This window comes from Isoptericola nanjingensis (assembly GCF_050311635.1).
GTDB lineage: Bacteria > Actinomycetota > Actinomycetes > Actinomycetales > Cellulomonadaceae > Isoptericola > Isoptericola nanjingensis.
This window is the reverse complement of sequence record NZ_JBNOZL010000004.1, coordinates 44,894-67,442: the sequence shown is the minus strand read 5'-3', so window position 1 is coordinate 67,442 and position 22,549 is coordinate 44,894. Positions and strand designations below refer to the sequence as shown.

At 74.3% G+C, this 22,549-nt stretch carries 20 protein-coding genes; 7 read left to right on the top strand and 13 right to left on the bottom strand.

Going from position 1 to position 22,549, the window contains the following annotated elements:
• Window positions 1–19 precede the first annotated feature (19 nt).
• Window positions 20–2,755, top strand: coding sequence for a DEAD/DEAH box helicase (locus tag ACQP6G_RS08530; RefSeq protein ID WP_429763857.1), 2,736 nt, complete (start codon window positions 20–22; stop codon window positions 2,753–2,755).
• Window positions 2,756–2,843: 88 nt separating this feature from the next.
• Window positions 2,844–3,320 (top strand): hypothetical protein, encoded by a 477-nt coding sequence (locus tag ACQP6G_RS08525; protein ID WP_429763856.1) that lies wholly within the window; start codon window positions 2,844–2,846, stop codon window positions 3,318–3,320.
• Between the two features lie 12 nt (window positions 3,321–3,332).
• On the opposite strand, the gene ACQP6G_RS08520 is transcribed toward ACQP6G_RS08525, so the two are convergent.
• Window positions 3,333–4,088: a TSUP family transporter gene (locus ACQP6G_RS08520; RefSeq protein WP_429763855.1), complete on the bottom strand. Its 756-nt coding sequence runs from the start codon at window positions 4,086–4,088 to the stop codon at window positions 3,333–3,335.
• 31 nt (window positions 4,089–4,119) lie between these two features.
• Here ACQP6G_RS08520 and ybaK point away from each other — a divergent pair, with 31 nt between their 5' ends.
• Entirely contained in the window at window positions 4,120–4,620 is a 501-nt protein-coding gene (gene ybaK / locus ACQP6G_RS08515; protein ID WP_429763854.1) for a Cys-tRNA(Pro) deacylase, read from the top strand.
• 17 nt (window positions 4,621–4,637) lie between these two features.
• On the opposite strand, the gene ACQP6G_RS08510 is transcribed toward ybaK, so the two are convergent.
• Window positions 4,638–5,036, bottom strand: a complete 399-nt coding sequence (locus ACQP6G_RS08510; RefSeq protein ID WP_429763853.1) for a YccF domain-containing protein — start codon at window positions 5,034–5,036, stop codon at window positions 4,638–4,640.
• A 121-nt stretch (window positions 5,037–5,157) separates the two neighbouring features.
• Here ACQP6G_RS08510 and ACQP6G_RS08505 point away from each other — a divergent pair, with 121 nt between their 5' ends.
• The gene (locus ACQP6G_RS08505) at window positions 5,158–5,931 is read left to right on the top strand and encodes a YggS family pyridoxal phosphate-dependent enzyme (RefSeq protein WP_429763852.1); all 774 of its coding nucleotides are present in this window, start codon (window positions 5,158–5,160) and stop codon (window positions 5,929–5,931) included.
• A gap of 175 nt (window positions 5,932–6,106) precedes the next feature.
• Here ACQP6G_RS08505 and ACQP6G_RS08500 read toward each other — a convergent pair whose 3' ends face one another.
• From ACQP6G_RS08500 to lplB, 7 genes are all read right to left on the bottom strand, one after another.
• Window positions 6,107–7,081 (bottom strand): N-acetylmuramic acid 6-phosphate etherase, encoded by a 975-nt coding sequence (locus ACQP6G_RS08500; protein ID WP_429763851.1) that lies wholly within the window; start codon window positions 7,079–7,081, stop codon window positions 6,107–6,109.
• Window positions 7,078–8,346, bottom strand: coding sequence for an anhydro-N-acetylmuramic acid kinase (locus ACQP6G_RS08495; protein WP_429763850.1), 1,269 nt, complete (start codon window positions 8,344–8,346; stop codon window positions 7,078–7,080). Before ACQP6G_RS08495 ends, ACQP6G_RS08500 begins: the two co-directional genes overlap by 4 nt.
• Window positions 8,343–9,887: a glycoside hydrolase family 3 N-terminal domain-containing protein gene (locus ACQP6G_RS08490; protein ID WP_429763849.1), complete on the bottom strand. Its 1,545-nt coding sequence runs from the start codon at window positions 9,885–9,887 to the stop codon at window positions 8,343–8,345. The genes ACQP6G_RS08495 and ACQP6G_RS08490 overlap by 4 nt, the downstream gene beginning before the upstream one ends.
• Window positions 9,884–10,711 carry a carbohydrate ABC transporter permease gene (locus ACQP6G_RS08485; RefSeq protein WP_429763848.1) on the bottom strand — a complete coding sequence of 276 codons (828 nt, stop codon included), beginning with the start codon at window positions 10,709–10,711 and terminating at the stop codon, window positions 9,884–9,886. The genes ACQP6G_RS08490 and ACQP6G_RS08485 overlap by 4 nt, the downstream gene beginning before the upstream one ends.
• Entirely contained in the window at window positions 10,708–11,679 is a 972-nt protein-coding gene (locus ACQP6G_RS08480) for a carbohydrate ABC transporter permease (protein WP_429763847.1), read from the bottom strand. The genes ACQP6G_RS08485 and ACQP6G_RS08480 overlap by 4 nt, the downstream gene beginning before the upstream one ends.
• A gap of 3 nt (window positions 11,680–11,682) precedes the next feature.
• Complete coding sequence (locus ACQP6G_RS08475; protein WP_460624636.1) at window positions 11,683–13,086, bottom strand: sugar ABC transporter substrate-binding protein; 1,404 nt, start codon at window positions 13,084–13,086, stop codon at window positions 11,683–11,685.
• A 240-nt stretch (window positions 13,087–13,326) separates the two neighbouring features.
• Window positions 13,327–14,403 (bottom strand): lipoate-protein ligase small subunit, encoded by a 1,077-nt coding sequence (lplB, locus tag ACQP6G_RS08470; RefSeq protein ID WP_429763846.1) that lies wholly within the window; start codon window positions 14,401–14,403, stop codon window positions 13,327–13,329.
• A gap of 91 nt (window positions 14,404–14,494) precedes the next feature.
• On the opposite strand from lplB, the gene ACQP6G_RS08465 reads away from it, so the two are divergent.
• Together ACQP6G_RS08465 and ACQP6G_RS08460 are read left to right on the top strand one after the other, a co-directional pair.
• Complete coding sequence (locus ACQP6G_RS08465) at window positions 14,495–15,553, top strand: BadF/BadG/BcrA/BcrD ATPase family protein (RefSeq protein ID WP_429763845.1); 1,059 nt, start codon at window positions 14,495–14,497, stop codon at window positions 15,551–15,553.
• Window positions 15,550–16,434, top strand: a complete 885-nt coding sequence (locus ACQP6G_RS08460) for a MurR/RpiR family transcriptional regulator (RefSeq protein ID WP_429763844.1) — start codon at window positions 15,550–15,552, stop codon at window positions 16,432–16,434. Before ACQP6G_RS08465 ends, ACQP6G_RS08460 begins: the two co-directional genes overlap by 4 nt.
• A gap of 6 nt (window positions 16,435–16,440) precedes the next feature.
• Here ACQP6G_RS08460 and cimA read toward each other — a convergent pair whose 3' ends face one another.
• On the bottom strand, window positions 16,441–18,090 hold the full coding sequence (gene cimA / locus ACQP6G_RS08455) for a citramalate synthase (RefSeq protein ID WP_429763843.1): 1,650 nt from the start codon (window positions 18,088–18,090) through the stop codon (window positions 16,441–16,443).
• Between the two features lie 277 nt (window positions 18,091–18,367).
• Between cimA and ACQP6G_RS08450 the strand changes: the two genes are divergently transcribed.
• Window positions 18,368–18,952: a hypothetical protein gene (locus tag ACQP6G_RS08450; protein ID WP_429763842.1), complete on the top strand. Its 585-nt coding sequence runs from the start codon at window positions 18,368–18,370 to the stop codon at window positions 18,950–18,952.
• Here the strand turns inward: ACQP6G_RS08450 and ACQP6G_RS08445 are convergent.
• The 3 genes from ACQP6G_RS08445 to ACQP6G_RS08435 form a co-directional block, all read right to left on the bottom strand.
• On the bottom strand, window positions 18,903–20,081 hold the full coding sequence (locus tag ACQP6G_RS08445) for a winged helix DNA-binding domain-containing protein (RefSeq protein ID WP_429763841.1): 1,179 nt from the start codon (window positions 20,079–20,081) through the stop codon (window positions 18,903–18,905). The two genes, ACQP6G_RS08450 and ACQP6G_RS08445, sit on opposite strands and share 50 nt — an antisense overlap.
• A gap of 24 nt (window positions 20,082–20,105) precedes the next feature.
• Complete coding sequence (locus tag ACQP6G_RS08440; RefSeq protein ID WP_429763840.1) at window positions 20,106–21,278, bottom strand: branched-chain amino acid aminotransferase; 1,173 nt, start codon at window positions 21,276–21,278, stop codon at window positions 20,106–20,108.
• A gap of 218 nt (window positions 21,279–21,496) precedes the next feature.
• Window positions 21,497–22,540 (bottom strand): 3-isopropylmalate dehydrogenase, encoded by a 1,044-nt coding sequence (locus ACQP6G_RS08435; RefSeq protein ID WP_429763839.1) that lies wholly within the window; start codon window positions 22,538–22,540, stop codon window positions 21,497–21,499.
• Between the last annotated feature and the right edge of the window lie 9 nt (window positions 22,541–22,549).

Below are 22,549 nucleotides of genomic sequence, written 5' to 3'. Positions count from 1 at the left end.
CTGGGAGAATGTCCGCACCATGACTTCCCCCAGCTCCCCCGACGCCGCCCCCCGCCCCGCCGGCACGCTGCTGCCGTACCTGCCCGCCCCGACGGGCGGCGCGCCGGACCCCGACGTCCTCTTCGAGGGGTTCGGCGAGTGGGCCACCGGCACGGGCCGGCCGCTGTACCCGCACCAGGAGGAGGCGCTGCTCGAGCTCATGACGGGCTCGCACGTGGTGCTGGCCACGCCCACGGGGTCGGGCAAGTCGATGGTCGCGATGGGCGCGCAGTTCGCGGCGCTCGCGAACCGCCGGTCGGGCCGCGGCGGGCGCACGTTCTACACCGCGCCGCTCAAGGCGCTGGTGAGCGAGAAGTTCTTCGACCTCGTCGCCGCGTTCGGGTCGCGCAACGTCGGCATGATGACCGGCGACTCCGCGGTCAACGCCGACGCCCCGATCATCTGCTGCACCGCGGAGATCCTCGCCAACCTCGCCCTGCGGCGCCGGGCCGACGACGACGGCGTCGGCGCGGACGGCACGGCCGACGACGACGCCATCGCCCAGGTCGTCATGGACGAGTTCCACTTCTACGGCGACCGGCAGCGCGGCTGGGCGTGGCAGGTGCCGCTGCTGGAGCTGCCGCGCACGCAGTTCCTGCTGATGTCCGCCACCCTCGGCGACACCACCCGGCTGCGCGAGGACCTCGAGGAGCGCAGCGGCCGCCCCGTCGCGGAGGTCGCGGGTGCCGAGCGCCCGGTGCCGCTGACGTTCTCCTACGTCGTCGAGCCGCTGACCGACGTCATCGCAGAGCTCGTCACGACGCACCGCGCCCCCGTCTACGTCGTGCACTTCACGCAGAAGGACGCCGTCGAGCGCGCCCAGGCGCTCCTCTCCACGAGCCTCGCCTCCAAGGACGAGAAGGCCGCGATCGCGGCCGAGATCGGCGCGTTCCGGTTCGGCACGGGCTTCGGCAAGACGCTGAGCAAGTTCCTGCGCGCGGGCATCGGCGTGCACCACGCCGGGATGCTGCCGAAGTACCGCCGCCTCGTGGAGCGGCTCACGCAGCGCGGCCTGCTCAAGGTGGTCTGCGGCACCGACACCCTCGGCGTGGGCATCAACGTGCCGATCCGCACCGTCCTCCTGACGTCGCTCGTGAAGTACGACGGCGAGCGCATGCGCCACCTCACCGCACGCGAGTTCCACCAGATCTCCGGCCGCGCCGGTCGCGCGGGCTTCGACACCGTGGGCGAGGTGCTCGTCATGGCGCCCGAGCACGTCATCGAGAACCGCAAGCTGCTCGCCAAGGCCGGCGACGACCCGAAGAAGCTCAAGAAGGTGGTGCGCAAGAAGGCGCCCGCCGGCGCCGTGAACTGGACGGACTCCACGTTCGAGCGGCTGCGCGACGCCGACCCCGAGCCCCTGACCAGCCAGTTCCACGTCAACCACGCCATGGTGCTCAACGTGCTGGCGCGGGACTCCGCGGGCTCGGACGGCGACCCCGTCGAGGCCATGCGCCACCTGCTCACCGCCAACCACGACACCGAGGCGCAGCAGGCGAAGCACGTGCGCCAGACGTTCCGCATCTACCGGTCGCTGCGCGTCGCGGGCGTGGTGGAGAAGATCCGCGTGCCCGACCCGTCGCGCCCGGCCGGGTACCGGCCCAGCGTGCGGCTCGTCGTCGACCTGCCGCGCGACTTCGCGCTCAACGCACCGCTGTCGCCGTTCGCGCTCGCGGCCATGGACCTCCTGGACACCGAGAGCCCGACGCACGTGCTCGACGTCGTCTCCGTCATCGAGGCGACCCTCGACGACCCGCGCCAGATCCTCTACGCCCAGCAGTCCAAGGCGAAGGGCGAGGCCGTCGCGGCGATGAAGGCCGAGGGCATGGAGTACGAGGAGCGCATGGAGGCGCTCGAAGACGTCACGTGGCCGCGGCCGCTCGCGGACCTGCTCGAGCCCGCGTTCGCCACGTACAAGCGGTCGAACCCGTGGGTGGCCGACGCCGAGCTCGCGCCCAAGTCCGTGGTGCGCGACATGCTCGAGCAGGCCATGACGTTCGCCGAGCTGGTCAGCGTGTACGGGCTGGAGCGCACCGAGGGCGTCGTGCTGCGCTATCTCGCCGACGCCTACCGCGCGCTGCGCCAGGTGGTGCCGGAGGAGCACCGCACCGAGGAGGTGCAGGAGGTCGTCGAGTGGCTCGGCGAGCTGGTGCGCGGCGTCGACTCCTCGCTGCTGGACGAGTGGGAGCGGCTGCAGAACCCGGTCGACGACGACGCCGACCTCGTCGTCGAGGGCGAGCTCGCCGAGGCGGGCGCGGAGGCGCCCGCGCGGCCCGTCACCGGCAACCCGCGCGCGTTCCGCCGCCTCGTCCGCAACGCGACCTTCCGCCGCGTCGAGCTCGCCGCCCGCGAGGACTACGACGGGCTCGGGGCGCTCGACGGCGCGCACGGCTGGGACGGCGACGCCTGGGCCGCCGCGCTCGACCCCCTGTTCGAGGCGCAGGGCGACGACGCCGTCGGCATCGGCCCCGCCGCCCGCGCGGCCGGGCTGCTGACCATCCTCGAGCCGGGCGCCGAGCTGCCCGGCGGCGCGACCACGACCACCCGCGACGGCGTCGAGGTGGCCGAGGTGCCCGCCGGCACGTGGTGGGTGCGGCAGGTGCTCGACGACGCCGACGGCGACCACGACTGGGCGGTCACCGCCGTCGTCGACCTGGCGGCCAGCGACGAGGCCGGGGCCGTCGCGCTCACCGTGGTGGACGTCGGCCGGATCTGAGCGTCCGCGGGGGTTGCAAGCATCCGGGGTCGGTCGTGTGATCGATCCAGGGTGCCGCCCCCGGCGCCCCCGACGTCAGGAGTCCGCCATGGACACCACGACCATCGTCTGGATCGTCGTCGCCGTCGTCGTCGTGCTGCTGCTCGTGCTCGTCGCCGTGGCCCTCGCCCGCCGGTCGCGGGCCGCCGAGGAGCGCCGGCGCGAGGAACGGCGCGACGAGGCCGCAGAGCTGCGCCGGCAGGCGGAGCACGACCGGATCACGGTGCAGGAGCGCGAGGCGGCGTCCGCGAAGCTCGACGCCGAGGCCCGGATGTCCCAGGCCGAGGCCGACCAGAAGGCCGCCGAGGCGGCCCGGCTGCAGGAGGAGGCCCGGCGCCGCGACGCGAGCCTCGACGAGCATCGCGCCGACGTCGACGAGCGCCTGCGCCGCGCGGACGAGCTGGACCCCGACCGAGGGGACGCACCGGGTACGCCTGGGCGGCACGCTCCCGAGCACCGCGCGGACGGCCCGGCGGACGGGTCCGCCGACGTCCCGCGTCGTGACGAGGGCGACCGGCCGGTCTGAGCCCACCCCGCCTCAGCCGAGGTGCGCGAGCCCCTGGGCGAGGGTCGCGACGCCCCCGACGTACGCGAGCACGATCAGCCCGCGCCGGACCGCGACCGCGGGGACGCGCGGGGTGAGCCAGTCGCCGACGACGAGCCCCGCCACGATCGCGGCCAGGACGACGAGCCACTGCCAGGCGGAGAAGGGCGGGAAGGACGCGTCGGTGAGCGTGAGCTTGGCGACCAGCGCGGCGAGCGCGTTGGTCGCGAAGAACGGCTGCGCCGTCGCCGCGAAGCCGCGCGGGTCCCAGCCGCTGAGCACGGAGTAGATCGCCACGGGCGGGCCGCCGATGCCCGCGGCCACGCTCCCGACCCCGCTCGCGACGCCGGTCACGACCAGCGGGGCGCGCGCCTCGGGCCGGACGGGGTGGCGACCACCGCGGCGCAAGCGGGTCGTGACGACGGCCAGCGTCATCGCGACGACGACGAGGGCCCCGACGGCGACCTCGAGCGCCGCGCGGCTCGCGTCGCGCAGCAGCAGGGCGGCGGGGACCATGACGACCACCGACGTGACGGCGAGCCAGGCGTAGCGTCGCCAGTCCACGTCCCGCGCGACGCGTCCCAGGATGAGCGCGGACGCGATCGCGCCGGCCAGGTTCACGAACAGCACGCCCTCGAGCGGGCCCACCAGGAGCACGATGAACGGGCCGGCGACGAGCCCGAAGCCCATGCCGGTGACCCGTTGGAGTGCCCCTCCCACCAGGATCGCGAGGACGAGAAGGAGGAGCACCGCACCACCCTACTCAGGCACAATCGGCGGCGTGTCGAAGAAGAAGCCGCACGCCTCGCACGGGACGCCGGCCGTCGTCGCGCTGGACCGGGCCGGCGTCGCCTACGGGCTGCACACCTACGACCACGACCCGGCGTCGGACCTGAGCTACGGCCTGGAGGCGGCCGAGGCGCTCGGCGCCGACCCCGCGCAGGTCTTCAAGACGCTCCTGGCGGACGTCGACGGACGGCTCGTGGTCGGCATCGTGCCGGTGGACGGCAGCCTCGACCTCAAGGCGCTGGCCCGCGCCGTCGGCGGCAAGCGGGCCGCGATGGCGGACCCGGCGGCGGCGCAGCGCGCCACCGGTTACGTGGTGGGCGGCATCTCGCCGATCGGGCAGAAGCAGCGGCACGCGACCGTGCTCGACGAGTCCGCGACGGGCTTCGACGTCGTCTACGTGTCCGGCGGACGGCGCGGGCTGGACGTGTCGCTCGCCCCCGACGACCTGCTGCGCCTCACGGGCGGGACGGCGGCGCCGATCGGCCGCCCGTGAGGCCGGTCGCCGACGGGTCAGTGCTGGTACGTCGGGTACCGGGCGTCGCTGGGCACGATGTCCTTGCCGAGCGGCAGCAGCGAGACCGGGATCATCTTGAGGTTCGCGATCGCCAGCGGGATGCCGATGATCGTGATCGCCTGGGCGACCGCCGTCGTGATGTGCCCGATGGTGAGCCAGATGCCGGCGAAGACGATCCAGATGATGTTGCCCAGCACCGACCAGCCGCCGGCGCCCGGCTTGTCGACGACCGTGCGGCCGAACGGCCACAGCGCGTAGCCCGCGATGCGGAACGACGCGATGCCCCACGGGATCGCGACGATCGTGATGCAGCACAGGATGCCCGCCGCGGCGTAGCCGAGCGCGAGCCAGAAGCCGCCGAAGACGAGCCAGATGATGTTGAGCAGGGCTTTCACCCGACCATCCTCGCCCGCCGCGCGAGCGCGGCACCACCCGGGAACCCCCTGACGCGACCCTGGTCCGGCGCGACCCGCGTCGCGTCCCACGACCGCCGACGGCGTTCGTAGACTGGCCACCATGCCCACCGAGTGTCCCGGGATCCCCGCACGCCTGGCCGCCGTCCACGACCGCGTCGCGGCCGCCGCCCGCGCGGCGGGGCGCGACCCGCGCGAGGTCCGCGTGCTGCTGGCCACCAAGACGCAGGACGCCGCGACCGTGCTTGCGGGGGTGCGGGCCGCGCTGGACCTCGCCGCCGCGGAGGGCGACGACCGGCCGGTGCTGGTCGGCGAGAACCGGGTCCAGGAGCTGGTCGCGAAGGCGCCGGCCCTGGCGGACCTCGTCGCCGCGGGACGCGTCGAGGCGCACCTCATCGGTCACCTGCAGAAGAACAAGGTCAACCAGGTGCTCGGCGTCGCCGCCGCCGTCGACTCCGTGGACTCCCTCGCCCTCGCGCGCGCCCTGTCGGTGCGCTGTGAGCGCGACGGCCGCGCCCTGGACGTGCTCGTGCAGGTCAACGTCTCCGGCGAGGAGAGCAAGTCCGGCGTCGCGCCCGACGACGCGGCGGCGCTCGCGCTCGACGTCGCGGCCCTGCCGGGGCTGCGCCTGACGGGGTTCATGACGATCGGCGCCCGCCTGGGCGAGCGTCGCGACGAGGCGCTCGTGCGGGCCGGCTTCGCCCGGCTGCGCGCGGTCCGCGACGCCGTGCTCGCCAGCGGGGCTCCGGGGACGGGCGACGCCCGCGAGCTCTCCATGGGCATGACCGGCGACCTCGAGCTCGCCGTCGCCGAGGGCGCGACCGTCGTCCGCGTCGGCACCGCCGTCTTCGGCGCCCGCCCCACCCCCGCGAGGTAGTACCCATCGCGCCGAGGTAGTACGGCTACCGCCGAGGTAGTACGAACCGGGCCGAGGTAGTACCGAGAATGCACGACTTGTCCATATTGCCTGGACTACCTCGCGCACTCAGGTACTACCTCACGAGAATTCGTACTACCTCGCGGGTTCGGGTACTACCTCGCGGGTTCCGGTACTACCTCGGCGGGGCGGCGCCGAGACGCCCGAGGGCTCCGCGGACGCCGTCTTCCCCGGCGAGCGCGCCGCGCGCCGCCGCGGCGTCCACCCCCGCCAGCAGCATGACCAGCGCGACCTGCACCTCCCCGCCGGCGTCGGCGAGCACAGGCGCGCAGACCTCCGGCGCGAGGCCGGTCGCCTGGCTCAGCAGGCGCACGAGCCGGGCGCGGAGCTTGGCGTTGGACGCGCGGACGTCGACCATGAGGTTCGAGTACGTCTTGCCGAGCTGGATCATCGTGGCGGTCGAGAACGTGTTGAGCACGATCTTCTGCGCGGTGGCGGCCTTCATCCGGGTCGAGCCGGTCACGGCCTCGGGCCCCGTGTCGAGCAGGATCGCGACGTCCGCCCGGTCGGCCAGCGGCGCTGCCGGGTTGGCGCTGACGAGCGCGGTGCGCGCCCCGCGCTCGCGGGCCAGGTCGAGCGCCCCGCCCACGTACGGTGTGCGGCCGCTGGCCGCGAGCCCGACGACGAGGTCGTGCGGGCCGACGTGGTCCAGGTCGCGCCGGCCGGCGTCGGCGTCGTCCTCCGCACCCTCGACCGGGACGGTCATCGCGTCGGGACCGCCGGCGAGGTGCGCGTCGAACCACTCGGGGCCGACGCCGTAGGTCGGCAGCAGCTCGACGGCGTCCAGCACGCCGAGGCGGCCGGACGTGCCCGCACCCGCGTAGTGCACGCGCCCGCCGGCGTGGATCGCTTCGACCGCGAGCTCCACCGCCTGCGTGACCCGGAACCGCTCCGCGCGCACCACGCTGGCGACACCGGCGTCCTCGTCGAGGATGAGGCGGACCACGTCGGCCGGCGGGAGCAGGTCGATGTCGGTGGTGCGCGGGTTGCGCTCCTCCGTCGGCGAGACGAGCCGCGCGACGTCGAGCACGTCGTCCGGGGGGCCGGCGTCCGGAGGCACGGAGGGGTCGGGCACGGTCGCTCCGCTCATCGGGTGCTTCCTCTCGTCAGGTCGCGCGCAGTGGTCGGGACGCTCGGTGCCGTGGTGAGCGCGAGGCGCCGCACCGGGGTGCGGACCGCCTCCACGGGCAGCGGCGTGGGGGGCGTGAGCGACCCCAGGACTACCGGCCGGCGGGCCCCGGTGGCCTGCCGCCGGTGCGGGCCGGGCGCGGTGCCGGGCACCCCGTGCACGCCGAGAAAGCCGAGCAGCGCGAAGAGGTACGCCTCCTTGCCGTCCGCCGGCAGCCCGAGGTCGTCCGCGGTCTCGAGGGCGGTGCCGGCCGGGAGCAGCGCCCGCAGGCGGTCGCGGAGCACAGGGTTGCGGGCCCCGCCGCCGGAGATCACGACCCGCTCGACGCCCCCGCCCGGCGCGTGGTCGGCGAGCGACCGCGCCACGGTGGTCGCGGTGAGCTCCGTGAGCGTGGCGACCAGGTCGGGGGTGCTGAGCCGGTCCGCTCGCACCCCCGCGGCGCCGAGCCGCGTCGTCACGTACTCGCCGTCGTAGAGCTCCCGGCCGGTGGACCGCGGCACGGGCAGCGCGTAGTACGGCTCGTCCAGCAGCGCGTCCAGCGCCTCGTGGTCCACGACGCCGCTGGCAGCGAGCTCCCCGTCGCGGTCGAACGGCTGCCCGGTGAGCCTCTGCACCGCGGCGTCCAGCAGGCAGTTGCCGGGCCCGGTGTCCCAGCCGAGCACCGGCTCGTCGTGCGCGCCGACGACGGTGACGTTGGCGATGCCGCCCACGTTGAGCGCCGCGGAATATCTCGTGCCGGTAGGCCCGTCGTGCCCGAGCCACAGCGCGTCCAGCACGCTCACGAGCGGCGCGCCCTGCCCGCCGGCGGCGACGTCGGCGACCCGGAAGTCGCTGACCACCGGTCGTCGGGTGCGCTCCGCGATCCAGGCCGGGTTGCCGAGCTGCAGCGTGCCGCGGGCACGACCCGCCACCACCCAGTGGTGCAGGGTCTGCCCGTGCGACGCCACGAGGTCCGCGTCGCCCCCCGCGAGGTCGTCGACGGCGCGCCGGGCGGCGGCGCCCAGCTCCTGCCCGACGAGCGTGTCGAGCTGGCACACCTCGCCCAGGTCCGCGGTGGCCGGCGGCAGGGCCGCGAGGATGCGCCGCCGCAGGTGGTCGGGCCAGGCGTACTCGGCGTGCCCCAGCGGGCGCAGGGAGAGCGTGCCGTCGGGGCGCAGGTCGAGGTCGGCGGCCGCGGCGTCGATCGCGTCGACGCTGGTGCCGGACGAGATGCCGATGACGATCATCGCGCCACCTCCGGGGGTTCGGGGGCGAGCTCCCCGGCGAGGAGTGCCACGGCGGCCTCGGCGTTGGCCCGGCCGGTGCCGCAGGCCAGGACGGTCGCGGGCAGCCCGCCCGGGAGCTCGGCGAGCCACCGCTCCCCCGCGGCCGGCGCGCCCGTGTGCACGACGACGAGGTCCGGGCGCGCCCGCTGCAGCCGCGCCAGGCGCTCGTGCTCGTCGCCGCCGGGGACGGGTTCGCGGGTCACGACGACCAGCGGCCGCCCGGCCCCGGCGCGCTGCAGCGCGTCGACGGCGTCGTCGTCCGGGGCGGTGTGCACGAGGGCGCCCGGCCAGCGGGCGGCGACGGCGCGCTGCACGTGCTGCGCGGTGCGCCCGGCCGCGTGGTCGAGCCGCAGCCGCAGGTCGACGACGTCGGGCGCTCCCGCGAGCGCCGGCGACGGACCGACGACGCGCACGGCCCGGCGCGCCGCCTCGGCCCCCACGGCCGCGAGCGCGGTGAGCGCCTCCTCGGCCGGGGCCGGCATGGCGGCGACCCGCCGGGCGCGCAGCCGGCGCACCAGGGCGGCGGTGCGTCGCCGGGACGCGGCGAGCCGGTCCAGGCTCACCCGCCCGGTGCCGACCGCGGCCACGAGGGCGTCGGCGGCGGAGCGGAACAGCGCCTCGTCGTCCCGCCCGGTCGTCGTCCCCAGGCACAGCAGGTCCGCGCCGCCCTCGACCGCGCGCACCGCGGCCTCGCCGACGTCGGCGCCGTCGGACACGGCGCGCATGTCGAGGGCGTCGGTGACGATCGGCCCCTCGTGGCCGAGCTCGCGGGCGAGCGCCGCGACGGCGGGCTCGAGGGACGCCGGCGCGGGCCCGAGCGCGGGCACGACGACGTGCGCCGTCATGAGGGCGTCGGCCGCGGGACCCTCGTCGCCGGGGCCGCCCGCGAACGCCGCCGCGAACGGCACGAGGTCGCGGCCGCGCAGGGTCCGGGCGTCGGCCTCCACGACGGGCAGCGCGAGGTGCGAGTCGACGGTCGTGGAACCGTGCCCCGGGAAGTGCTTGGCGCACGTGCCGACGCCGCCGCGCTGCAGGCCCCGGGCGAACGCGACGCCGTGCCGCGCGACCGCCTCTGCGTCGGTGCCGAACGCCCGCACCCCGATGACCGGGTTGCCGGGCGTGTCGACGTCGAGCACGGGCGCGAGGTCGAGGTCGACGCCCGCAGCCGCGAGCAGGCGGCCCAGCGCCTCGCCCGCGGCCCCGGTGAGCCGCACGTCGTCCGCCGCTCCGAGCGCCGCGGCGCCGGGCAGCGACGACCCGGTCGCGGCCTCGAGCCGTGACACGTCGCCGCCCTCCTCGTCGGTCGCGACGAGCAGGTCGGGCTCGGCGTCGTGCAGGCGTGTCGCGAGCGCGGCCGTCGTCGCCACGTCGGGCGTGTTGTGCGCGAACAGCACCACCCCGGCCAGCCCGTCGCGCGCAGCGTGGAGCAGCCAGGCAGGGGGCGTCGTCCCGGTGAAGCCGGGCAGCAGCACCCCGTGCACGGCCCGCCGGACGTCGTTCACCCCTTCACCGCCCCGGACGTCAGCCCGGACGCGAGCCGGCGCTGGACGACGATGAAGAAGATCATCACGGGCACGGTGATGATCGTCGAGGCCGCCATGATCGCGCCCCAGTCGTTCGAGTGCTGCCCGAAGAACGAGCGCAGCCCGATGGCCACCGTGTAGTTCTGCGTCTCGCCGCCGAGCAGCGTCATCGCGAAGACGAACTCGTTCCACGCCGTGATGAAGCTGAAGATGCTCGTGGCCACGAGGCCGGGCGCGACGAGCGGCAGCAGGATGGACCGGAACATGCGGCCCCAGGTGGCACCGTCGAGGTAGGCGGCCTCCTCCAGCTCCACCGGCACGGCGGCGACGAAGCCGCGCAGCATCCAGATGCCGAAGGGCAGCGCGAGCGCCACGTACACCACGACCAGGCCGGTCAGCGTGCCGAGCAGGTCCAGGTTGCGCACCTGGACGAACAGCGGGATGACGAGCGCCTCGAGCGGGACCATCTGCACGATCAGCACGAGCATGAGCACCTGCGTGCGGAGCGTGAAGCGGAAGCGCGCCACCGCCACCGACGCCAGCAGGGCGAGCAGCGACGAGACGAGCACCGTCCCGAGCGCCACGAGCAGCGAGTTGCGCAGGAAGACGTCGAAGCCGCCGTCCGTGAGCACGAACTCGAAGTGCTCCAGCGTCGGGTCGGCGGGCACGAAGGACGACCCGCGCCCCGCCTTGCCGTCGAGCGCGCTGACGAGCATCCAGTAGGCCGGGAAGAGGGTGAACACCAGGAGCAGCGCGACGGCGACCCCCTTGCCCACCCGCGTCGCGGTCGTCGGCCGGCTCACAGCTCCTCCTCCTTCAGGATCGTGCGGACGTACACGACGGTGATGGCGAGCAGCAGCAGGGTCAGCAGCACCGCGATCGCGGCGCCGAAGCCGTACCGGTTCTGCCCGAACGACTCGGTGTACGACCAGACGCCCAGGTTGAGCACCTCGCGGTTGCTGCCGGCGCCGCCGGGCATGAGGTAGACCTGCGCGAAGACCTTGAAGTCCCAGATGGTCGACAGGATGATCACGACGGCGAAGATCTGCTTCAGCTGCGGCACGATCACCGAGAAGAACCGGCGCCACGGCCCGGCGCCGTCGATCTCCGCGGCCTCGAGCAGCTCCTTCGGCACGCCGAGCAGGCCCGCGAGCACGGTGATCGCGACGAACGGGAAGCCGTGGTGCACCACGTTGAGCAGCACGATCGCGTAGAACGACCAGCGATCGGTGAACCAGTTGACGGGTGCGTCCTGCAGCCCGAGCGCCTGCAGCACGTGGTTGAACACGCCGCGGTCGGCGTCGAAGATCCAGACCCAGACGTACGTGCCGGTGACGGCGGGCATCGCCCAGGCCGCCATGATCGCGCTGGACACGATGGTGCGCCAGACGCGGCCGAGCGACGCGAGCAGCACGGCCACGGCGGTGCCGAAGACCACCGTGAACGACACCGACAGCACGGCGAAGACCACCGTGTTGGGCAGCACCACGGCCCACAGCTGCTCGGACGTGAACACCTCGACGTAGTTGGCGAGGCCGATCCAGTTCGGCTCGCCGGAGACGATCTCCCGCAGCCCGTAGTCCTGGAGGGAGAACAGCCCGACCCGCACCAGCGGCCACAGGAGCAGCACCGCCAGCACGAGCAGCGCGGGCGTCAGCAGCATCCACGGCCGCACCCGCGCCAGGAGCGACTTGCCGAGCGGGCGGCGCCCGCCGGGCCCGGGCTGCTGCCCGGGCCCGGCGGGGACCGCGACGGGGAGGGTGCTCGTCATGCGTCAGCTGCCACCGTTGAGCAGCGACGTCATCTCGTCGGCCGCCTTCGTGCTGGCGGTCGGCACGTCCTCGCTCCCGGAGAGGATCGACTGCATCATCGTGCTCGTCGTGAGCTTGGCCTGCACGGCCCCGAAGTTCGGCGAGACCGGCACGGACGCGCCACCCTCGACGAACTGCTGCGCGAACGGGGCCACGAGCGGGTCGGTGCTCTTCAACGTCTCGTCCAGGAGCGACTTCTGCCCCGGGAAGTAGCCGGCCTGCTCGCCCCACTTCGTGGCGAACTCACCGGTCGTCATGAGCTCCACGAACGCGAACGCCAGGTCCTTGTCCTCCGCCGTCTCGAACACGGACAGGTGCGAGCCGCCGAGGACCGACGGCGACATCCCGCCGTCCTTGCCCGGGATCGGGACGGCGGCGAACTTGCCGTCCATGTCCTTGTTCGCCTCGACGATGGCGCCCGGCGTCCAGGAGCCCATGATCGCCATGCCGACGTCGCCCTGCGCGAAGGCGTCGAGCACGTCGGTCTCGCGCCAGGTGGTGGCGCCCGCCGACGAGTAGCCGTCCGCGGCGAGCCCGGTCCAGAAGCTCAGGCCCTCCTGCGCCTCGGGGCTGTCGAGCCCGGACGTCCAGGTGTCGCCGTCGAGCGTCGCGACCTCGCCTCCGGCGCCCCACACCCACGGGTACACCGTGAACTCGGCGTCGCCCGGCACCGCGATCGCGGTCTTCTTCGGGAACTTCTCCTTGATGGCCTTGGCCGCCGACTCGATCTCCGCCCAGGTCGTGGGCGGCTCGACGCCGGCCTCCTCGAAGATCTCCGTGTTGTACACGAGCGAGCGGACGCCGGCGTACCAGGGCATGCCGTACAGCTGCCCGTCGTAGGTGCCGGCCTCGACGAGACCGTCCACCAGATCGTCGCCCAGGCCGGCCTCCGCCACGTAGTCGTCGAGCGGCGCGAGCGCGCCGGCGTCGGCGAACTCCGGCGTCCAGGTGGTGCCGGTCTCCGCGACGTCGGGCATGGTCTGGCCCGCGATCGACGTGACGAACCGGTCGTGGGCGTCCGCCCACTCGACGAACTCGACGTTCAGCTCCGCGCCCGTCTCCTCCGTGAACGCGGTGCCGACCTCGTCGAAGAAGGCGTCGGCGCTGGGGTTCGTGCCCTGCATGATCCAGACGTCGAGGGTCTTGCCCTCGCCGTCGACCGTCCCGTCGCCGCCGCCGTCCCCGGAGCCGCCGCTCCCGCACGCGGCGACGCCGAGCGCCACCAGCGCCGCGGTGGCCACGGCCCCCACGTTCCTGCGGGTCCACATGTCTCGACGCATCGTCGTCCTCCCCCGGCGGCCGCTGGGCCGCCCTCCGTGGTGCGCGGCGCCGCCGTTGTCGCGGTCGCGCGCCGTTCTCGCGGTCATGTCCTGCCGACGTCCTCGTCGTCCGGCGTGACGTCGTCGTCTCGCTTGTCATGCTGATCGCCGTGGTGATCGCGAGCGCCGCCCCGGCTTGAAAGGAAGTTCCGGGGCATCGCTCCACGAGGAAGATAACTGACCGGCCGGGGATAACGAAAGCCCCCGCACCAATGCGTGACAGGACGGTGACCTCTCGGCGCGTCGCGGTCGGTGCGGGGGCGGCGCGCGGGCTGCGCGCGGGGTCGCTCAGGGCACGCGGTTGATCCAGGCCGGGTCGGCGAACTTCGTCCGGACCAGCTCCTCGGCGCGGTCCAGCTCGTCGGGACGCAGCGCGGAGTCCACGGTCCGGTGGTGGGCCTTGAAGTGTGCCTCGAACGCGTCGACGATCTCGTCGCGCGACATGCCGGTCTGCGAGCGCAGGGGGTCCACCCGCTTGTTGGCGCTGGTGGTGCCCTTGTCGGAGAGCTTCTCGCGGCCGATGCGCAGCACCTCGAGCATCTTGGCGTTGTCGATGTCGTACGCCATCGTCATGTGGTGCAGCACGGCGCCGCCGGCCAGGCGCTTCTGCGCCGAGCCCGCGAGCTTGCCCGCGGGCGACGCGACGTCGTTCATGCCGGAGAAGTACGCCTCGACGCCGACGTCGTGCAGCGCGCCCAGCACCCACGAGTCGAGGAACGCGTACGACTGCTCGAACGACAGGCCGTCGACGAGCGACGCCGGCACGACCAGCGAGAACGTCACGCAGTTGCCGGCCTCCATGAACATGGCGCCGCCGCCGGAGATACGGCGCACCACTGTGACGTCGTGATCGCGCACGCCCGCCGGGTCCACCTCGTTCCGCAGCGACTGGAACGACCCGATGAAGACGGCGCGCTCGTTCCAGTCCCAGAACCGCAGCGTGGGCCCTCGGCGCCCCTCGGCCAGCTCCTCGGTGAGCACCTGGTCCAGGGCGGCGAGCGTCGCGGGGGGCAGGGGGCCGGGGCGCAGCACCTCGAAGGTGTGGTCGTCCCACGTCGTGGCCAGCCCCAGCGCGCGGCGGACCGCGACCGCGACGGCCCAGGCGTCGAAGCCCACCATCGTCACGCTGCCGGTCACGCGGCCGTCCTGCTCGGCGATGCGCAGCCCGTCGTCGACGGCGCGCGCGAGCTCGCTCGTCGACGTCTCGCGCGGCAGCCCGACGAGTGCGGAGTCGATGACCTCGAGGGCGTCGTCCGGCTCGAGGAAGAAGTCGCCGCTGAGCCTGACGTCGGCGAGCAACCCGTCCCGCACGTCGAGGTCGACCGTCACGAGCTTGCCACCGGGAACCTTGTACTCACCATGCACGTCTCCACGGTAGCGGGGCCGGGACGCATCGTGGGTGAGATTCTTTTTGTGAGGTGCCCAACCTGAGAAAATCGCTGCCACACTGGGTCCCGTGACCGGCCCGGACGTCTCCCTCGTGCCCGAGCACGTCGTCGCCGTGGACGTCGGCGGCAGCGGCGCCCGCCTCGTCGCCGTGCCCGCGCGCGGCACCGACGGCACCGACGGTACCGCTGGCCCCGGCGGCACCCCGATCACGCTCACCGGCCGCCCGGTCCGCATCACCGCCTCCGGGAGCGACGCGGCCGACGTCGTCGCCGAGCTGGTGGACACCCTCGCCGTGCGGCAGCCGGGACTGCGCGTCGCCGCGGCCGCCGTGTCGGTCACCGGCCTCCCGTCGCTCGTCCCCGACCCCGGCGCCCTGCACGAGGTGCTGCAGGCCGCGGGCGCCCCGGCCACGGCGGTCGCCGCGGACGCGCTCGCCGCGCACCTCGGCGCCCTCGGCGGCCGGCCCGGCGCCGTCGCCGCGGTCGGCACGGGCGCGATCGTCCTCGCCACCGACCTGCGGCGCCGGTGGCACCGCGCGGACGGCTGGGGCCACCTGCTCGGCGACCTCGGCTCCGGGTCGTGGATCGGCGCGCACGGCCTGCGGGCCGCCGTCGCCACCCACGACGGGCGCCCGGGGCCCGCCTCCCCCACGCTGCTCGCCGCCGCGCTCGAGCGCTTCGGCCCGGTCGACGGCTGGCCCGCCGCGCTGTACGGGCGCCCCGACCGCGCGCACGTCCTCGCGTCCTTCACGCCGGCCGTCGCCGACGCCGCCGCCGCGGGCGACCTCGTCGCGAGCGGCATCCTGCACGACGCCGGGACCCACCTCGCGGAGAGCCTCGCCGCCGCGCTCCGCCCCGGGATCCCGCCGCTCGCGGCGGTCACGGGCGGCGTCCTGCAGATCGGCGCCCCCGTCACCACGCCGCTCAGGGCCCGCCTGTCCGCCCTGCGTCCCGACGTGCGGCTCGTCCCCGCCGACGGGAGCCCCCTCGACGGCGCGCTGCGCCTCGCCCGGTCCCTCGTCGACCCCCGCGACGGCGAGCTCGTGGAACCGCACGACACCTGGCTCACGGTCCGGGAAACCGCCCACCCGTCTCCGGCGTCCGCCGGGAAGGAGATCCGCGCATGAACGGTGACGTCCTCGTCCGGCTCCGCCAGGCGCTGCCCACGCTGCGCCCCGCGGAGGCGCGGATCGCCGCGGTCGTGCTCGACGACCCGCCCGGCGTCGTCGGCGCCACCATCACCGAGCTCGCCGCCCGCGCGGGGACCTCGCAAGCGACGGTCGTCCGGTTCTGCCGCGCCGTCGGCTACGCCGGCTACCCCGAGTTCCGCATCGACCTCGCGCAGGCCACGAGCCGGCGCGCCGTCGAGCTGGAGCGCTCCGGCATCGCCGAGGGCGAGATCAACCGGACCGACACCGCCACCGACGTCGTCTCCAAGATCGCCTTCCACGAGGCGCGGACGATCGAGGAGACGGCGCGCATGCTCGACCTCGACGCCCTGGAGCACGCCGTCGAAGCCGTGGCCTCCGCGCCCCGCGTGGACGTCTACGGCGCCGGGTCGAGCGGCCTCACGGCGCAGGACCTCGGCCAGAAGCTCACCCGCATCGGCATCGCCTGCTTCGCGCCCGTGGACCTGCACGGCCAGCTCCAGTCCGCGGCGCTCCTGGGCGAGGGCTGCGTGGCCGTCGCTGTCTCGCACACGGGCACCACCGTGGAGACCGTGCAGGCGCTCACGCTGGCACGCGACGCGGGCGCCACCACCGTGGCCGTCACGAACTTCCCGGCCTCACCCCTGGCGGAGCTCGCCGACGTCGTCCTCGCGACGACGGCGCGCGAGACCCAGTTCCGTTCGGGCGCCATGTCGAGCCGCATCGCCCAGCTCGCCGTCGTCGACTTCCTCTTCGTGCGCGTGGCGCAGCGCCGCTACGACCGGACCACGGCCGCCCTCAAGGCGACGTACGAGGCCGTCCGGCCGCACCGCCTGACGAACGGCCGCCCTCCGCGGTAGCCCCGCTCAGCGCGGTTCCACGCCCCCGTGCACGAGGCCGTAGACGTACGCGTCGATGAGCGACTCCCACGCGGCCTCGATGACGTTCGGGCCCACGCCCACCGTCGACCAGGAGTGCTGCCCGTCCGTGGTCTCGACCAGCACGCGCGTCGTGGCGTCGGTGCCCTGCTGCGCGTCGAGGATGCGCACCTTGAAGTCGATGAGCTCGAACTTCTCCATCTGCGGGTACACGCGCGTCAGCGCGCTGCGCAGCGCCTGGTCGAGCGCGTTCACGGGGCCGTTGCCCTCACCGGTCGCGACCACGCGCTCGCCGCCCGCGTGCAGCTTCACCGTCGCCTCGGCGACCGCGTCGGCCTCCCGGCTCGACGCGTCGTGCCCGGGCCCGCCGGCGACGGTCTCGACGATGGTCCGCCAGCTCTCGACGCGGAAGTACGTCTGCCGGGTGCCGGTGAGCTCCTCCCGCAGCAGCAGCTCGAACGACGCGTCGGCGGCGTCGAACGTGTAGCCCTGCGCCTCGGCGTCCTTGACCCGCGTCGTGACGCGGGTGAGCAGCTCGGCCTGGCCGCTGAGGTCGTAGCCCAGCTCGCGGCCCTTGAGCTCGATCGACGCCCGCCCGGCCATGTCGGACACGAGCATGCGCATGTCGTTGCCGACGGCGGTGGGGTCGATGTGCTGGTACAGGTCGGGGTCGACCTTGATCGCGCTCGCGTGCAGGCCCGCCTTGTGGGCGAAGGCGCTCGCCCCCACGTAGGGCTGGCGCGCGTACGGGGAGATGTTGGTGATCTCGGCGACCGCGTGCGCGATGCGGGTCGCGTCCTCGAGCCCCTCCCCGGCGAGGGTGCGCAGGCCGTGCTTGAGCTCGAGGTTCGCGACGACGGTGACGAGGTCCACGTTGCCCGTGCGCTCGCCGTAGCCGTTGACCGTGCCCTGCACGTGCCACGCGCCGGCGGCCACCGCCGCGAGCGTGTTCGCGACGGCGCAGCCCGAGTCGTTGTGGGCGTGCATGCCGAGCAGCCGGTCCCCGGCGACGGCGTCACGCCCGTGCGGCAGGCCCAGGGACTCCCGCACCTCGGTCACGACGTCGGTCACCCAGTGCGGCAGCATGCCGCCGTTCGTGTCGCACAGCGTGACCACCTCGGCGCCCGCCTCGAACGCCGCCTCCGCCGCCGCCCGGGACCACACCGGGTCGAACCGGTAGCCGTCGAAGAAGTGCTCGGCGTCCACCACGACGCGGCGGCCCTCTCCCACGAGGAACGCCACCGTGTCCGCGATCATCGCGAGGCCCTCGTCGGGAGTGGTGCGCAGCGCCCGCTCCACGTGCCGCACGTCCGACTTCGCCACCAGCGTCACGACCGGCGCCTCGGAGTCGAGCAGGGCCCGCACCTGCGGGTCGTCCCACGCGCGGGTGCCCGCCTTGCGGGTGGCGCCGAACGCCGCGAGCACGGCGTTCCTCAGCTCCAGCTCCTTCGCCGCCCGGCGGAAGAACTCGGTGTCCTTGGGCACGGCGCCCGGCCAACCGCCCTCGATGAAGCCGACCCCCAGCTCGTCCAGCAGCGGCGCGATGGCCAGCTTGTCCGCCACGGAGAGGTTCATGCCCTCCTGCTGCGCGCCGTCGCGCAGGGTGGTGTCGTACACGTGGAACGGGGTGGCGGTCATGCGGGACTCCCCACGTCGAGAAGCTCTGGGCGTTCTGGTCAACAAAAAAGACCCCCCGGGGTACGGAAGGTCTGCGCGTCCGGCGGGTGTGCCGGACGCGCTACCGAATGATGAGCGAGCGACGCTGGTGCGCGAGGCGTGTCATGGGCCACATGGTGCCACACCCGCGCGCAGGCCGGACAGGCCGTCCACGGCGTGGCACGGGACGTCCCGCCCGTGCGACCGCACCCGGGGTGTGGTCGGCTGGCACCGTCACCGAGGGCAGGAGGCAGAACCGATGACCGACACGCGGCCCCCAGGCGGCCCGACGAACCCGGGCGACCCGACGGCGTGGACGCCCGGCATGTCCCCAGGCGGCGTCACGCCGCCCCCGTCCGTGGTGCCCACGGCGGAGCCCGCGGACGCCTGGGACGCGCCGGCGGCGACGTCCCGCGGGCTGCTCGAGCTGGACCGCGGCCGCTTCTGGTCCGGCGCCGCCGTGACCGTCGTGGTCTGCGCCGTCCTGGGGCTCGCGGCGTCGGTGGTCTTCGACAGCGCGTTCGACGTCGGGCTGCTCGGCCCGTCCCGCCTGGTGCCCGGCGCCCCCGGGCTGGCGTGGGCGCTGACCGGTGCCCTGTTCGCCCTGCTCGCGGCCGTGGTGCTCCAGGCGCTCGTGCGCGTCGTGCCGCGGCCGCGGATGTTCTTCGGCTGGCTGGTCGCGCTGGTCACCGTGATCCTCGCCGCCCTCGCGTTCACGGGCCCCGGCGACGCGGCCTCGGCGCTCGTGACCGCCCTCGTGTGGATCGTCGTGGGCGTCGCCGTCTCGGCGATGCTCAACGGCGTGCTCGGCCGGACTCTCGTGCGGCCTCGGCCGCCCAGGTGACCTCGCGCTCGGGGGCGTCGGCCGCGGCAAGATCGAGCAGCGCGGCGGCCTCCGCCTCCACCTCGGTCCGGTGGTGCGCCCAGGCGTCGCCGGTGAAGGGCTCGACGTGCACGGTGGCACGGCGGGCGTCGACGTCCAGGGTCCACGTGCCGGCCACGCGGCCGTCCAACCAGAGGGTGGGGAGCACGTCCGCGTTGCGCCGGTAGACGAGCCCCGCGCGCTCGGCGTCGACGATCCGTGACCGCTCGTCCAGCGCCACGAGCAGCTGGTCCCAGCGCGGCAGGAGCCGCACCGGCGCGGGCACGTCCCCGGGCACGATCTCGGCGTCGGCCAGGTCGACCAGTTCGCGGCCGTCGGGCGCGGCGTACGTCCGCAGCTCCAGGAGCGCGAGCGCACGCTTCAGCGCCCCGACGCCGCGGATGCCGACGCCTCGGGCGACGTCGCGGGCGGACGCCGGCCCGAAGGCCCGCAGGTACTTCGCGACGACGCGGGCCCGCGCCTCGTCCGGGGCGGTCTCGGGCAGCGGGTGCGGCACGCGGTCGGCGAGCCAGCGCGCGCCGTCCTGGTAGCGCGCCGCGACGTGGGAGCCCCACAGCCCGCTCGGCGGCACGTGCACGAGGCCGCCGCCCGCGCTCGCGAGCCGCCACCACGCGCGGCTCACGCCGCCCGGGATCGCCGCGACGGCGTCGACTCCGGGGTACTGGTCGGCGGCGAACGCCTCCACCTCGTCCAGCGTGCGGGGCTCGGCGCAGTACGCGCGCACGGCGGCGTTGAGGCCCACGAGGTCGACGCCCGCCCGCCGGGCGCTCGCACGCCACGCCGCCAGCCGCTGCTCCGCGGAGACGGCGTCGAGCAGCGGCCAGTCCGCGCTGGGCACCACGTGCAGCGTGGACCGCATGACGGTCGCCTTCACGACCTCGCCGTCGGTCAGGGCCTCCTCGAGCACCCCGATCGTCTGCCCGGAGCGTCGCGCCCACAGGGCGATGTACGGCATGTCGGCGTGCTGCGCCTGCAGGCCGCCCACCCGCCCGACGACGGCGGGGACGTCGTCGTCGGAGCGGGTGAGCAGCTGCTGGCGCGCGAGCGTGGTCCGGTTGAGCGCGTCCGCCGTGATCGGGGTGGTGGGCATCGCGCGGGGGACCTCCCTGTCTGATCAGGCGAGCCGGCGCATCCAGCCGTGCCGGTCCGCGGCCCGACCGTACTGGATGTCGGTGAGCTCCTCGCGGATCGCCATGGTGAGCTCGCCGGGCTCGCCGCCCGAGACCTGCAGGTCGAACTCGTCGCCCGCGAGGCGGCCGACGGGGGTGATGACCGCCGCCGTGCCGCAGGCGAAGATCTCCCGCACGGTGCCGTCCCGGAGGCCGGTGACGACCTCGGCGAGCGGGATGCGCCGCTCCACGGCCTGGTGCCCGCGGTCGGCGGCGAGCTGCAGGATGGACGAGCGCGTGACGCCCTCGAGGAAGGTGCCGGTGAGCTCCGGCGTGTGCACCGAGCCGTCGGCCATGACGACGAAGACGTTCATGCCGCCCAGCTCCTCGAGCGACGTGTTCGTCACGGCGTCGAGGTAGCAGACCTGGTCGAAGCCCTTCTCCCCGGCGAGCCGCTGCGGCAGGAGGCTCGCCGCGTAGTTGCCGCCGTACTTCGCGTCGCCCGTCCCGCCGGGGCCGGAGCGGTGGTAGTGCTCGTCGATCCAGATCGACACCGGCTTCACGCCGCCCGCGAAGTACGGGCCGACGGGCGAGGCGATGACCAGGTACTCGGCCTCGTTCGTGGGACGCACCCCGAGGAACGCCTCCGACGCGAACGTGAAGGGCCGCAGGTAGAGGCTGAAGTCCTCACCGGACGGCACCCAGTCGATGTCGGTGCGCACCAGCGCCGCGATCGAGCCGATGAAGTCGTCCACCGACAACGCAGGCAGCGCCATGCGGTGCGCCGAGCGCGCGAACCGCGCCGCGTTGGCGTCGGGACGGAACGTCCAGACGGAGCCGTCCGCGTGCCGGTACGCCTTCATCCCCTCGAAGATCTCCTGCGCGTAGTGCAGGACGGCGGTCGCGGGGTCGATCTGCAGCGGCCCGTACTTCTCGACACGACGGTCGAGCCACCCGTCGCCCTGGCGCCAGCTGACGCGCGCCATGTGGTCCGTGAACACGGTGCCGAACTTCGGGGACCGCAGCGCGGCCTCGCGCTCGGCGTCCGGGGTGGGTGAGTCCGTGGCTCGCACGTCGAACAGGGCGACGAGGTCCTCGAGCTCGGCCGGGAGGATGCCCGACCCGCCGGTGCTCGGCGTAGCGCTCGCGGCGGACGGAGAGGTGCTGGAAGTGGTCATGATCGGGGGCCTTTCACCGGGTGACCCCTGTAGTTTTCCACGACCGTGCACCTCGTGGGCACCGGCGTCGCTCCGACCACAGCGGCCACCCGGACAGAAGTGGATGTCGGGTGGTCGACAGGGGATGACGGCCGGGGCGGGCGGTGGCTCGGACGACACGTCCGACGGCGCGGCGCGGGTGGCGCCGCGCCGTCCGGATGACGACGGTGGGGCTGTCGTCAGCCGTTGACGCGTGCGGCGAGGTCGCGCCCGACCTCGGCCGTCGTGCGTACTCGGTCGCCGCGCTCGACGAGGTCGGCCGCGACGGCCGCCTCCACGCGCTTGCTCTCCTCGGCGAGGCCGAGGTGGTCGAGCAGCAGCGAGACCGACAGGACCGTGGCGGTCGGGTCGGCCTTGCCCTGGCCCGCGATGTCCGGGGCCGAGCCGTGCACCGGCTCGAACATGGACGGCGCGGTGCGGTCGGGGTTGATGTTCGCCGACGCGGCGAGGCCGATACCGCCGGTGATGGCGGCGGCCTGGTCCGTGAGGATGTCGCCGAACAGGTTGTCGGTGACGATCACGTCGAACCTCGACGGGTTCGTCGTGAGGAAGATCGTGGCGGCGTCCACGTGCAGGTAGTCCGTGGTGACGTCGGGGAAGTCGGCGTTGACGGCCTCGACGGTACGGCGCCACAGGTGGCCGGCGTGCACCAGCACGTTGTGCTTGTGCACCAGCGTGAGGTGCTTGCGCGGGCGTGCCTGAGCACGGGCGAAGGCGTCGCGCACGACGCGCTCCACGCCGAACGCGGTGTTGACCGACACCTCGGTCGCGATCTCGTGGGGGGTGCCGACGCGCAGCGCTCCGCCGTTGCCCACGTACGGACCCTCGGTGCCCTCGCGCACGACGACGAAGTCGACGTCGCCGGGGTTGGCCAGCGGGCTGGTGACCCCGGGGTACAGCTTGCCGGGGCGCAGGTTCACGTAGTGGTCCAGCGAGAAGCGGAGCTTGAGCAGCAGGCCGCGCTCGAGCACGCCCGACGGCACGCTCGGGTCGCCGATGGCGCCCAGCAGGATCGCGTCGTGCTGCTTGATGGCTTCGAGGTCGGCGTCCGTGAGCGTCTCGCCGGTCGCGTGCCAGCGGCGCGCGCCCAGGTCGAACTCGGTGGTGGAGATCTTCACGTCCGAGCCGGCCACGGCCGCCTCGAGGACCGCCAGGCCCTGCTCCACGACTTCCGTGCCGATGCCGTCGCCGGCCACCACTGCCAGGTCGATGCTCCGCGTCATGGGCCGAGC

What these genes read in the sequence shown, in the direction of transcription:
- ACQP6G_RS08530 (WP_429763857.1), top strand. Translation starts at nt 20, where the DNA reads ATGACTTCCCCCAGCTCCCCCGACGCCGCCCCCCGCCCCGCCGGCACG.
- ACQP6G_RS08525 (WP_429763856.1), top strand. Translation starts at nt 2,844, where the DNA reads ATGGACACCACGACCATCGTCTGGATCGTCGTCGCCGTCGTCGTCGTG.
- ACQP6G_RS08505 (WP_429763852.1), top strand. Translation starts at nt 5,158, where the DNA reads ATGCCCACCGAGTGTCCCGGGATCCCCGCACGCCTGGCCGCCGTCCAC.
- ACQP6G_RS08500 (WP_429763851.1), bottom strand. Translation starts at nt 7,081, where the DNA reads ATGAGCGGAGCGACCGTGCCCGACCCCTCCGTGCCTCCGGACGCCGGC.
- ACQP6G_RS08495 (WP_429763850.1), bottom strand. Translation starts at nt 8,346, where the DNA reads ATGATCGTCATCGGCATCTCGTCCGGCACCAGCGTCGACGCGATCGAC.
- ACQP6G_RS08480 (WP_429763847.1), bottom strand. Translation starts at nt 11,679, where the DNA reads ATGACGAGCACCCTCCCCGTCGCGGTCCCCGCCGGGCCCGGGCAGCAG.
- ACQP6G_RS08475 (WP_460624636.1), bottom strand. Translation starts at nt 13,086, where the DNA reads ATGACCGCGAGAACGGCGCGCGACCGCGACAACGGCGGCGCCGCGCAC.
- ACQP6G_RS08460 (WP_429763844.1), top strand. Translation starts at nt 15,550, where the DNA reads ATGAACGGTGACGTCCTCGTCCGGCTCCGCCAGGCGCTGCCCACGCTG.
- cimA (WP_429763843.1), bottom strand. Translation starts at nt 18,090, where the DNA reads ATGACCGCCACCCCGTTCCACGTGTACGACACCACCCTGCGCGACGGC.
- ACQP6G_RS08450 (WP_429763842.1), top strand. Translation starts at nt 18,368, where the DNA reads ATGACCGACACGCGGCCCCCAGGCGGCCCGACGAACCCGGGCGACCCG.
- ACQP6G_RS08445 (WP_429763841.1), bottom strand. Translation starts at nt 20,081, where the DNA reads ATGCCCACCACCCCGATCACGGCGGACGCGCTCAACCGGACCACGCTC.
- ACQP6G_RS08440 (WP_429763840.1), bottom strand. Translation starts at nt 21,278, where the DNA reads ATGACCACTTCCAGCACCTCTCCGTCCGCCGCGAGCGCTACGCCGAGC.
- ACQP6G_RS08435 (WP_429763839.1), bottom strand. Translation starts at nt 22,540, where the DNA reads ATGACGCGGAGCATCGACCTGGCAGTGGTGGCCGGCGACGGCATCGGC.